This window comes from uncultured Proteiniphilum sp. (assembly GCF_937873925.1).
Taxonomy (GTDB): domain Bacteria; phylum Bacteroidota; class Bacteroidia; order Bacteroidales; family Dysgonomonadaceae; genus Proteiniphilum.
Genome location: NZ_CALNAT010000092.1, coordinates 1 through 11279, shown reverse-complemented (window position 1 = coordinate 11279; position 11279 = coordinate 1). Strand labels below are relative to the sequence as shown.

The following is an 11279-nucleotide window of genomic DNA, read 5'->3' as shown; positions in this document are numbered from 1 at the left end:
GCAAATAGATTGCCTCGGATGCATGGTGCCGCAGTTGTTCCGTTATCCTCCCGGCAAGTGTGTCGAGGTCTGCCTGGGCATGGGCGTACAGCATATACCCGAGGGCAAAAAGGCAGATGAGAGTTTTCTTTTTCATGAGACTAGTTCTGAATAATTTACCGTTCTCATATCTTACCTGTTTTATATGTGCGAATATAAGTACTTGTTTTTGTACTTGTAAATATTTTGAAGATTATTTTTATCATTTTGCAGATCACGGGTATTCTGATATTTACATCTGGTTACAGGTCAATCAACCAGGTCGTCATTGAGCGCTAAATACCCGAACTGGATCATATCGTCAAAGGCAAACAGTAACCTTTCGTTTCGTTCATCATAACAGAGATCGAGTATTTTATATCCAATATCCAGTGTTTTTATATAATCACCATTAATATTGAAAACCAATAGTTTATCAGGATAGGTATTTCCATGCATATCTCTTCCCGAATAGGAGGCTATTATTTTATCACCCCTGAAAACAACATCTTTAAAATGGTAAATCTGGATAATTTTACCATCGTTCCAGTTATTTCCATATACATTGTATTTCAGATTTCCGTCCAGGTCCATAATTGTCATAAGGTCATGATTAGCGTAACATTCCACAAAAGTTTCATGTTCTATGGATGCAGCTATGCCAATACGTTTTGTGCGTACTTTGGGATGGGTGTATCTCATTTTCACTACCCCTCCTGTTTGCATATTCCATTTTCCCGCAGCTTCGTTATGTCCCACATTACCGGTGGGTTCTATAATTCTTGCATAGCACAAGGTATCATTGATATATAGGTATTCACTGGGAAATTGGATGTTATTCAATTCTTTCTTTACTTCCGGCATATAATAAGGATCGTTGAGGACACTATCAAGCGGGTAGTTGAATATTTTTAGTTTGCCATGGTCTGACACATACAATTCTTTCTGTTTCTCATTTACTCCGATATGCCCCATACCTGTGATCTCACCCGGTCCCTGACCTTTGGGTATAGCACTCGTTATGTATGCATAATTATTTCTGTTGAATAGGTGGATAAGCATATCGTAGGTTCTATAGTCGCCAATGATCAGGTAATCATCTACAAGATATAATGCGGCGATAGAACCGATCATCACGTCTTCTATTTCTATTTCCTGAACCCTGTCTTTCACATCTATAATGTTGTTTCGTTTGCTTTGATGCTTTTCCGTACCGGTGTTGGCTGTACAGCTCCAGAGAACTGCCACAAAGGATAAAATGACAAGCGTGAATAAATTCTTCATGATCTTCTTTTTTCAGTTATCTTATTCTTTATATTTTACCAGCATAATCACCGGATTGGCTTCCTCATTCAATTTCTCTGCAATTTCTTTCAGTTTGCCTTTCAATTCGTCATTTTCATATGCCTCAACAAGGTGGCTGGCTGCTAAATTTTGGAAGGTCGCAATTACACTGTTTACCGGATGCGAAGTCATATCCACTTCTTGTTTTTTTGCATAATCACCATTGAATACGGATGCATTGAATATAGCATTTTCCTGCTTGTCGTACATTAAATCGTTAATTGGAAATCCTCTTCCCGTTGTAAAGTCAAACATTTTTTTCATGGTTTGCATGAAATAAAAACGGTCGGTAAGAGTCCCCATGGTAAGAAAAACTTCAGGATCTGTGGAGGGGGTTTTTACAAGAAACGGGATCAATTTATTCTTTTGGGGCACATAGTTGTACACTGTATCAGATGATGTTTCAACAAGCAGCCAAGTGTCATGATATGGAATTATCGGGCGCACAGAGGCCGTAGCCGTCCCCTCTCCCTCCCGCACAATCGGTGCTTTGATTACGTCAAAAGGAATTGAAATATTTTGGGTAATACTCCCGTCTTGTTTCGATATAATGGCATGATACGATTGGTTGCCTCTGGGCTCTCCATCTTTATAATATGCCGAATTATCGTAACGGATCAGATTGTCGTTATCATAATTGAAAATATTCCAATAATCAGAGCCCTCAGTATGCGCAAAACTTCGTTTGAAATTGCCCGATAAATCGTACACGAATATTTTTTTCGAAGGGGAACAATTGACAAATATTTCATTGTTTTCCTCATCAAGCACAATCCCGTTGATAAAGTTATACTCTTCGGCGCCCTGCCCCCTTCTGTTTATCTTTCTTAATGCTTTACCGGTTTTTCTGTCAAAAACAAAAATATCCCCGTCGTTGATCCAGTTTTTCACTAATATGTATTTGTTCCCTATTGCCAATATATCACCCTGAGTAACAAATTCATCATTGGTTTCCAGCGGAATGTATTCCACATCCATAAAGTCCTGAAGAATCAACTCCTTCTTGGGATAATTTGCCGTTACGTCAACTGTGATAAGATCACCCTGTGTGCCGGACCGTTTACATCCTCCTATTCCTGCCGTTATAAACAGGATAATTGCCAGAATTGTAGTTTCTTTTTTCATACGATAATATTTATTTTTTACGTCAAGATGTATGGAACTCGCAATAATAGATGTGTTAATTTGCTGATTTACTGATTTGTTGATTAAATAATTATCAAATCGTTATATCATCACATCATTAAATCGACTTACATGCTCGTTTCATTGTAATATTAATTAGTAACAACCTGCATTGAATCTGAGTCTAAAGCAAGCCGGAAGCCTCCATATTCATCGCGATGGTTTTCTACGTCGTAGTCGATATACGATACCCGGCAGCCTTTTGCATTGCCGCCCCAGCTACCGCCCCTCAAGACACGACGGAAAAGAAGAGTCGTGCCCGGGTAAGGCCATCCCGGGTGGACAGATTTACCATTACGGTAGTATTCTTTAGTGTACCAGTCACTGCACCATTCCCATACATTGCCACTCATGTCGTATAGGCCTAATTCATTGGGCTTTTTCATCCCTGCCGGATGTGTGGTTTCCTTATTTCCGTATTTGCTTTTTTGATAATTATCAATATACCAGGCAACTTCGTCTATTTTATTACTTCCACTGTATTTGTATCCTTTGCTTCGCTTGCCGCCGCGCGCTGCATATTCCCATTCAGCTTCGGTAGGCAGACGAAAATTTCTATCGGTAAGGATATTCAACTTACTTATAAATTCCTGGGCATCGTTCCAACTTACATGTTCTGCCGGACAGTCTTCACAACCTGAATTATATGACCGGTTGAGATCAGACCCCATAACTGCTCTCCATAATTTTTGAGTAACCTCATATTTCCCCATGTAAAAAGTGGGCAAAGTCTCCTCATGCGCCGGCTTTTCATCATCTTCACAATCACCGCCTTGCTCGGCTGTACACCCCATAGTAAACGTTCCGCCCTCTACAAAAACCATCTCAAAACTTTCTCCATTCACGGTAAAAGTGGGACCTTGTATCAATTCCTGGTCGGATTTGTCTTGAATACAAGCTGTCGTGATACCAAAAATAAGAACAAAGGTTATCAGGACTAATAGGAATGTTGTGTCGTTTTCCGTCATTGTATTAATTTTATTGGACTTACAAATCCCCGCTACAAATTTATGAATAAATCGTAAATAAGGGGCGGTTACGTAGAATATTGATGTTAAAAAAGGGAAATATGAATTTCAGGATACAGAAACGTTTATTTGTTTTATTTCCATTATTCTACAAATATGATGAATCTTGGAAATAAAATGTATCCCCGGGATTAATACGCCCCGACCTCTATCGGGACAAATGTTTTTTTCGATATATCAAGTCAAGTTGGCGTTCTTCAGTTTTTGGAGTATGTATTCGCGAATCTCTTCTTTCGATACATTGTATTTAGGCTCAAGTTGTCCAATGTTTTCATCAGACATAAACCTGTCCGACAATAATATTATCACGATATTTTTAGTATTTAATTTGTGTTGTGAATATTTCAAAGCGAGATCAATCCCCCTGGAAATATCATACCCCTCCCGGAGAATGGCATAAATATCGTAATAGTCCCGTATTTTCATCCGGCGAAGCATTACTTCCATCTTCATTGCCATGATCGAGTATATATCGGCAAGACGGATATTGCCCAAATAGGGGACAGGCTCTGAAACGGGGCAATAGTTTTCGCTTACATAGAACGACAACTTAATGCTCGCCACCACGAACTCCACCTGGTCGAAACCGAGCATATTGAAATTCTCTATTTCGCCAATCTTTTCTTTTAGTTCCTTTTCGATCGTAGGCCAATCGACCTCTGGTTTTTCGCTTTTTGATTTACGCCACATCATAAAATCCAAGTCCTCACTCTTACGATGGCCGAGTTGCATGGCAAGAGCAGTCCCGCCGCAAAGAATATACGGCTTGATGCTCTCCATGGCAGCGACCTTTCCTATTATGGCATCCATTTTGCTTGTCAATCCTTTACGCATGATTCAATAGCTTTTTAAAGTGTTCCCGTTCAACCCGTTTGAGATATTTCTCCGGGTGTTTTATATTAAAGTAATAGAGGGCGATCATCACATTCAGGTTGAAAAGATAATCACCCCGAATAACCATTTTATCCTTCCATACCTTACGGATATAATCCCTCTGATATAACTCAAAAAGTTTAGCTATATCCGCTAAATCTAATTGTATGAATACTTTTTCTATCAACTCTTCATCGGGAACATTTTCTGCTGAAACACTTGCATAAGACCAGAAAGCATTGATTTCCAGCAATCGTCTGACCAGTTCGTTTTTTAGTTTCCGCTTATAATTGCGGATACTGTCTTCTGCCTGCTTTTTCAGGAGTTCTCCCCCACGCAGATTGAAAAACGATTCCAGTTTCAGCGCCAGTGGTATTGACAATTCACGCCGACCGGCAATAACATAGCTTATCGACTGCCGGGGTACACCAATTTCTCTCGCAATGTCGGATTGACTGTATCCGCCATTGTTGATAAGAGATTCAATATGTTGCCCAACTTGTTTCACGCGATTTTTTATTTTTACATTATGGTGTCTGGAACTCGCTTTAATCATTCCTTCATATGAGAATGCACTTAATGCTCGTTTCATATTGCAAATATAATACAAGCCGTGAGCAGTGTCAAGCTTGCTTGAACATTGCTGAGGCGTAGTCAATATTATGCAAATATAATAATTTGTCAACATATTTGTTCACAAACAGTAGTTATTTTATTTCTTATGCTTTGTCACGATGATTAATCAGGTCGTTACTAAGGGCTAAATACCCGGATAGTGGTATCTCATGGAAAAGATATAAACGAATGTAGTATTTTCATGGACAGAGTAAATAATACGGTGTTCGGAGTTAATGCGTCTGGACCATTTCCCCGAAAGTTCGTATTTTAACGGCTCAGGCTTTCCAATCCCCGTATATGGATGCTCTGCAATATCGCGCAGCAAAGCTGAGATTTTATTCATCACAGTTTTGTTGCCTGTTTTCTTCCAGTATGCAATATCTTTCCGTGCTTGTTCAAGCAAAATTATTTCCATAAGTCATCCATATCCGCTTTTTCTCCACCGCCTCTTTTGATTTCATCTTCACCTTTTCTGATGATTTCCATCATGGCCGGAGACTTCATTATATATTCAGTCTCCTTTATTGAATTGTACTCATCCAATGAAATGACTACTACACTTTCGTTACCTGAACGGTGTACTAACAAAGGTTCACTGTCGTTAATAACTGCGTCGAGGTAAGTTTTGAGGTTCTTTCTTAGTTCTGAATAATTTACCGTTCTCATATCTCATTTAGCTTATAAGTACAAATATAAGCACTTATTTTTGTACTTATGGCTATTTAAGGGGAATATTTTGTTTCAATTTTATTTTCTTATATAAACAATTTCAGATATTCACTTAGAAAGAATATTTCCTCAGAGGGCGGTATAGGTCAATTAAGCAAGGTCGTCATTAAGTGTTACATAACCGAACTGGAGCATATCTGTGTTATACGATCCGGGTGCACTTTATTTTATCTCTTATATTTTGTCAGCATGATCACGGGGTTGGAATCTTCATCCAGTTCCACAACAATTTCTTTCAGTTTGCCTTTCAATTCGTTATTTTCATATGCTTCAACAAGCTGGCTGGCTGCTAAAGTTTGGAAGGCAGCAATTTCACCATTTACTGGATTCGAGATCATATCCACTTTTTGTTTTTTCAGATAATCTCCATTGAATACGGTAGCCCTGAATAGTGCATTTTCCTGCTTGTCGTACATTAAGTCAGTTGTTGGAAATCCTCTTTCTGCCGCAGGGTCAAACACCATTTCCAAGGTTTGCATGAAATAAAAGCGGTCGGTAAGTGTTCCCATGGTAAGAAATGTTTCAGGATCAGTGGAGGAGGGGGTTTTTACAAGGAACGGAATCAATTTATCTCTTTGGAGAGATAGTTGTATATTGTATCGGATGATGCTTCAACAAGTAGCCAATTGGCACGATACGGAATTATTGAGGGTACAGAGGCGAAAACCACTCCTACCGCTTCGCCTTCCACTCGTACCATCGGTGTTTTAATTACATCATAAGGAATTGGAATATTCCGGGTAATACTTCCATCCTGTTTCGATATAATGGCATGATAAGGTCGTGTATGACCTATCGGGTAATTTCAAACGAGCTCTTGCACATGGAGAGGGTCCTCAATATCTATATATACACAATTTATGACAGGGAGAATCTGATTCGGCGCCTTGACCCCTTCTGTTGATCTTTCTTATTCATGATGATGATTTTCAAAGAAATAATACATTAGATACATCCATTTCTCATATAAAAAAGGTTTTAAAGGACTTTCCTTACATAAAAATAAAATCTATTTATGGTAGTGGATATCAATTATCAATAAAGTAGAAAAATAAAAAACGGGGACTTTCGCAAGCCCCCGTTCCCGGAATTTTTTGTAATTAGAAGTAGAGTATTTATTGAGTAAGCAGGGAGTTAATTCCCTGCTTTTATTCTTCCTAAGCCCTCTTTGGAGAGTTCTTTGTCCACCGGGTTCCCATAATAGGTCACATTGCCGATACCTTCGGAACGTACTTTGAGATACTCCGATGCGTGACAGCTTACATTGCCGACTCCCTGTGAGGTGACGACAGCGCTTCGTGCCGTGAGCTTCGTAGTATTCACGTTCCCGACGCCTTGCGACTTTATCTCTACCTTGTCGGCCTTGCCGCCCAAAGTGGTATTGCCCACTCCTTCGGAAGAAATGTAAATGGAACCGGCATCGAGCCTCTCCGCACTGAGATTGCCTACTCCCTCTGAATCGATAATCAGTTCGGGGGTGGTGAATGCACCGTCGATCTCGATATTCCCTACGCCGTCGAAATCGAGCCTGGTAAGGGTAGGGGTGGAGATGGAAATAAGCAACTTGTCAGCACGGCCTTTGTGCTTTTTCAGGAGACGGTCTTCCATTGTAAGGATCAGTTTGTCGTTCTCCATCCGCACGTCGAGGATGTTGAGCAGTTCTTCGCTCCCTTCGGCAGTCACGCTGACAGTGGGGGATTGTTTGATATGAATGTTGGCTACCACCGATGACTCGATGGCCGTAAATTCGGTCACTTCAAATTGATCCGCAGCCTGGCGCGATTGGGCGCCTCCGGGGCCGCAGGCTGTGAAAAACACTGCGATGAGGATTAATGTAGCTGAAATTTTCATACGATTTTTTATTTAGAGTAAAGAGTAAAGAGTAAAGAGTAAAGAGTAAAGATGCAAGAACCAAGAGTCAAGACAAATTAAAAATTAATAATCACCTCATTCAATCATTAGATCATCAAATCAATTAAATGATTACGGAAAATTAATCTTTTAACAATTCAAGGATCTTCAGACGGAATGCGTATTCGTATTTGGCCTGCGCCTCTTCTCCCAGCACTTGTGTGAGGTTGTTTTTGGCGAGGAACAGTTCATAGGAATTGGCACGGCCACTCTCATATTTCTCTTCCGCGAAACGATAGGCTTCACGGCTGGCCGCAATCGATTTCTGGGCGGCATCCCAGCGGCTTTTGGCGCCTGTGGCGTTGTAATAGGCCTGTTCGATCCGTTTACGCAGTTCGACTTTAGTCTTGTCCATCTCGAGTTGTGTGTTGGCTATGGCGAGTTCAGCACTATGGACACTGTTCCTGACCTGGAACCTGTTGAAGATGGGAATGTGGAGGCTGAAACCGAGCGAATTACTCATGTTGTTACGCAATTGCGAACTGAAAGAGGTGTTATCCCTGCCGCTCATCCTGTAGTAACCGGTTCCCATATTCACTCCGAACGAGAGGGAGGGGTAATATTGTGCTTTTGCCATCAACAGTTCTTTCTCACTGCTTTCCAGCCGGTAGTGCATGCCTCGTATCTCCGGACGATTCACCAGTGCACTTTCGTATACCGCTTCCGACTGCAAAAGTGTGGCTTCGTCGATCAGCGTTTCAGCGGGGGGCGCTGTAATATCGAAATTGTTGAATTCCTCCAATTCCATGAATTGGGCGAGATCGAGTAATGCCAGTTTGTGGTTGCTCTCTGCCTGTACACGGTTCAGTTCTTCCCTGGCTAATTGCGCCTCTAATTCATAGAGTTCGCCCTGCGCCATCTTGCCGCTTTTTACTAATTCACTGCGCCGTTGCAGGTTGGCCTGGGTGGTCTCGATCTGGTTTTCGGCGATCCGCAGCAGTTCCTGGTTGAGCAATGCCTGCAGGAAGGCGGTGGATACACTCATGACGATATCGTCGCGCATTTTCTCCAGGTCGGCTTCCGACGCCTGCATATCGGCCTTGCGCGCGTCGATATTGTGCTTCATCCGCAGGCCGTCAAAAAGGGTGATGTCGGCCCCGAGACCGAAACTGGTCTGCGATGAGTTGGTGTTCTCGTAAACGTTATCGAGGCCGATGGAGCGGCCGAATACGAAGTTCTGCCCCGCCGACGCGTTCAGGTTGGGCAACAGGTCGGCACGCGCCTGGCTGTAGGAGATCTCCCGTTGCTGCCTGCCGAGTTCCTGCTGTTTGATATTACGGTTGTTTTCCAACGCGATATCGATGCACTCCAACAGCGTATATTTTTGCTGTGCCGCTGCCGGGAGCAGGGAGCCGCTTACGAACAGGGCGATGATAATAGTTCTGATATGCATAATGGTTCGATAAATTAAAACGAAAACGTTAGCTTTTCTTTTCCTCAATGATCTCCGTACCCCGGATCTTATCGTTCTCCTTCAGTCCTTCGGTCACTTCGATACGGATCCCGTCCGACAGGCCGATTTTCACATGTTTCCGTTCAAACTCCTGTGGTTTTTCGGTCTTCACCGTATAGACAAAAGCAGAATCACCACTGAACTCTACCGAGCTCTCGGGAATGGTCACCACGCCGTTGCGTTGATCCAGGATAATATCGGCATTGGCGCTGTAACCTGCCCGGATAAACAGATCCGGTGGTAGTTGCAGGGCGGCCTTCATTTCGAAGAGGATAGCGCCGCTCTCTTCCACCCCTTTGGGAGAGACGTATTCCAGCGATGCGGGGATCTTCAGGTCCTGGATGGCGCCGATGGTGATCTCCATGGGCATTTCCACCGAGAGTTTCCCCACTTCCGTTTCGTCGATCTTGCCCACGAAAAGCATATCGCCCAGGTTGGCTACCGATGCGATGGTGGTGCCGTCGTTGAAGTTATTGGACTGGATCACCGAATTACCTGCTTTGACGGGCACGTCGAGGATGGTGCCGCTCACCGTGGAGCGTACTAATGTGTTACTGGTCTGTGCCGAACTCTTGGTAATCCCGGTGCGTACCAGGCTCAGGTTGTCGTTGGCGGCGCGCAGTTCTTCCTGATCGTTCTTGTACTGCAATTCCACTTTCTCGAACTCCTCCCTTGAGATCACTTCGTTTTCAAAAAGTTTCCGGTCCCGTTCCCAATTGATCCGGCTTTGATCTGCAGCCAGTCGGGCTCTTTCGACGCGCGATTCGGCGCTGCTCTCGTTCACCATATCGGGTACGACCTGGATCCTGGCGATGATGTCTCCCGCCTGTATGGTCTCGCCCGCCTCTTTGTAGACTTCGGCGATGATGCCCGACATCTGCGGTTTGATAAGGATCTCGTTGCGCGGTTCCACTTTCCCGGTAGCTACGGTTCGTTTCTCGATATCGCCTTTGACAGCCGTTTCGATCTTGTAAGTCACTGTTTTCGGGCGCGATTTCTGCCAGAGAAATACAAAGGTAGATATCACCAGAAGCCCTAACAGAGCCAATCCTGCAATTCTCAATACTTTCTTCATATTATTATTTTATATTTCGGATTTCATAATTTCATAATTCAAAATCGCCAAATCAACCTTCCCACATTATTCACATTGGCATATTAACTACACTTCGCTCCGTTGAACGTTGTTTGACACATTATTCTCATTATCATTCCTCACTGATCGCCTCCACCGGTTTGATCATCATGGCCCGTTGCGCGGGTATGTATCCTGCCATAGCGCCAATGATAATGAGGATGAAGAGTGAACCTACGGCCATGCCGAATGATACCTGCGGGTCTTTAAAGAACTGGTCACTCTGGCTGAGCACGATCCCGGCTGCCCGCAGCAATCCCACTCCCAGCACAATGCCGAGTAGACCGGCCAGTACCGTGAGTACCACGCTTTCGCTTAGGATCTGCCCGATGATGTTCCGCGGCGTGGCTCCCAAAGCCCGGCGGATACCGATCTCCTTGGTGCGCTCGCGTACGGTGACCAGCATGATATTGCTCACACCGATAGCGCCCGCGAAGAGCGTGCCCAGTCCCACGATCCATATCAGGGCGGCGATGCCGATACCCAGGTAGTTGAACATCTTGAATTGTTCCTCAATATTCATGCTCCATACCGCATCCTTGTCGTCGGGTGAGACCTGGTGCTGTTGTTTGAGTATCTCCTGGATCTGGTCCTGCACCTTTTTTACCGGTACACCCTCTTTGGCGGTTACTGCCAGCAAGTGAATGATATTTCCCTGGTTGAAAGCCTGCTGCATAGTGGAGAACGGCAAGATAACGCTTTCGGCTGTTTCACCCCCGATATTGACACCCGAAGAACTGCGGGCTACCCCTACCACCTGGAAATAGATGCCGTTCACACGGATCTGTTTTCCGGTAGGATCTTCTCCTTTCATGAAGAGCACTTCATAGATCCGTTCCCCGATGACGCATATTTTTCTTTTTTCGGTGATATCGATATCGTTGATATAGCGTCCATAGAGCATTTTGCTTTTTTCGATCAGATCGTATTCCGGATAACTACCTTTTACCCGGTAGGAACCGTTTTTGTCGCCTCTTACCACATT

At 43.4% G+C, this 11279-nt stretch carries 13 protein-coding genes; all 13 read right to left on the bottom strand.

Translation table 11 applies throughout. The features are described from left to right. Positions 1–288: 288 nt before the first annotated feature. Complete coding sequence (locus Q0502_RS06445; protein WP_298648638.1) at positions 289–1302, bottom strand: 6-bladed beta-propeller; 1014 nt, start codon at positions 1300–1302, stop codon at positions 289–291. A gap of 21 nt (positions 1303–1323) precedes the next feature. Next, positions 1324–2487 (bottom strand): 6-bladed beta-propeller, encoded by a 1164-nt coding sequence (locus Q0502_RS06440; RefSeq protein ID WP_298648635.1) that lies wholly within the window; start codon positions 2485–2487, stop codon positions 1324–1326. Between the two features lie 152 nt (positions 2488–2639). Then, a complete protein-coding gene (locus Q0502_RS06435) occupies positions 2640–3515 on the bottom strand; it encodes a formylglycine-generating enzyme family protein (protein WP_298648632.1) in 876 nt (291 codons plus the stop codon). 237 nt (positions 3516–3752) lie between these two features. Next, entirely contained in the window at positions 3753–4409 is a 657-nt protein-coding gene (locus Q0502_RS06430) for a nucleotidyl transferase AbiEii/AbiGii toxin family protein (RefSeq protein WP_298648631.1), read from the bottom strand. Beyond that, on the bottom strand, positions 4402–5040 hold the full coding sequence (locus Q0502_RS06425; RefSeq protein WP_298648629.1) for a helix-turn-helix transcriptional regulator: 639 nt from the start codon (positions 5038–5040) through the stop codon (positions 4402–4404). Before Q0502_RS06425 ends, Q0502_RS06430 begins: the two co-directional genes overlap by 8 nt. Before the next feature lie 168 nt (positions 5041–5208). Further along, a complete protein-coding gene (locus Q0502_RS06420) occupies positions 5209–5481 on the bottom strand; it encodes a Txe/YoeB family addiction module toxin (protein ID WP_298648627.1) in 273 nt (90 codons plus the stop codon). Next, the gene (locus tag Q0502_RS06415) at positions 5472–5732 is read right to left on the bottom strand and encodes a type II toxin-antitoxin system prevent-host-death family antitoxin (protein ID WP_298648625.1); all 261 of its coding nucleotides are present in this window, start codon (positions 5730–5732) and stop codon (positions 5472–5474) included. Before Q0502_RS06415 ends, Q0502_RS06420 begins: the two co-directional genes overlap by 10 nt. A gap of 230 nt (positions 5733–5962) precedes the next feature. Next, positions 5963–6304, bottom strand: a complete 342-nt coding sequence (locus Q0502_RS06410) for a hypothetical protein (protein ID WP_298648623.1) — start codon at positions 6302–6304, stop codon at positions 5963–5965. Positions 6305–6357: 53 nt separating this feature from the next. Beyond that, on the bottom strand, positions 6358–6495 hold the full coding sequence (locus tag Q0502_RS06405; protein ID WP_298648619.1) for a hypothetical protein: 138 nt from the start codon (positions 6493–6495) through the stop codon (positions 6358–6360). A 434-nt stretch (positions 6496–6929) separates the two neighbouring features. After that, positions 6930–7646 (bottom strand): head GIN domain-containing protein, encoded by a 717-nt coding sequence (locus Q0502_RS06400; RefSeq protein WP_298648616.1) that lies wholly within the window; start codon positions 7644–7646, stop codon positions 6930–6932. A 142-nt stretch (positions 7647–7788) separates the two neighbouring features. After that, a complete protein-coding gene (locus Q0502_RS06395; RefSeq protein ID WP_298648614.1) occupies positions 7789–9099 on the bottom strand; it encodes a TolC family protein in 1311 nt (436 codons plus the stop codon). A 28-nt stretch (positions 9100–9127) separates the two neighbouring features. Further along, the gene (locus Q0502_RS06390) at positions 9128–10234 is read right to left on the bottom strand and encodes an efflux RND transporter periplasmic adaptor subunit (RefSeq protein ID WP_298648612.1); all 1107 of its coding nucleotides are present in this window, start codon (positions 10232–10234) and stop codon (positions 9128–9130) included. Between the two features lie 133 nt (positions 10235–10367). Then, positions 10368–11279 (bottom strand): ABC transporter permease (locus tag Q0502_RS06385; protein WP_298648610.1); only part of this gene is annotated, 912 nt, incomplete at its 5' end.

Coding starts and splice junctions, on each gene's coding strand:
- Q0502_RS06415 (WP_298648625.1), bottom strand. CDS start 5,732: ATGAGAACGGTAAATTATTCAGAACTAAGAAAGAACCTCAAAACTTAC.
- Q0502_RS06410 (WP_298648623.1), bottom strand. CDS start 6,304: ATGGGAACACTTACCGACCGCTTTTATTTCATGCAAACCTTGGAAATG.
- Q0502_RS06445 (WP_298648638.1), bottom strand. CDS start 1,302: ATGAAGAATTTATTCACGCTTGTCATTTTATCCTTTGTGGCAGTTCTC.
- Q0502_RS06440 (WP_298648635.1), bottom strand. CDS start 2,487: ATGAAAAAAGAAACTACAATTCTGGCAATTATCCTGTTTATAACGGCA.
- Q0502_RS06420 (WP_298648627.1), bottom strand. CDS start 5,481: ATGGAAATAATTTTGCTTGAACAAGCACGGAAAGATATTGCATACTGG.
- Q0502_RS06425 (WP_298648629.1), bottom strand. CDS start 5,040: ATGAAACGAGCATTAAGTGCATTCTCATATGAAGGAATGATTAAAGCG.
- Q0502_RS06405 (WP_298648619.1), bottom strand. CDS start 6,495: ATGGTACGAGTGGAAGGCGAAGCGGTAGGAGTGGTTTTCGCCTCTGTA.
- Q0502_RS06430 (WP_298648631.1), bottom strand. CDS start 4,409: ATGCGTAAAGGATTGACAAGCAAAATGGATGCCATAATAGGAAAGGTC.
- Q0502_RS06400 (WP_298648616.1), bottom strand. CDS start 7,646: ATGAAAATTTCAGCTACATTAATCCTCATCGCAGTGTTTTTCACAGCC.
- Q0502_RS06390 (WP_298648612.1), bottom strand. CDS start 10,234: ATGAAGAAAGTATTGAGAATTGCAGGATTGGCTCTGTTAGGGCTTCTG.
- Q0502_RS06395 (WP_298648614.1), bottom strand. CDS start 9,099: ATGCATATCAGAACTATTATCATCGCCCTGTTCGTAAGCGGCTCCCTG.
- Q0502_RS06435 (WP_298648632.1), bottom strand. CDS start 3,515: ATGACGGAAAACGACACAACATTCCTATTAGTCCTGATAACCTTTGTT.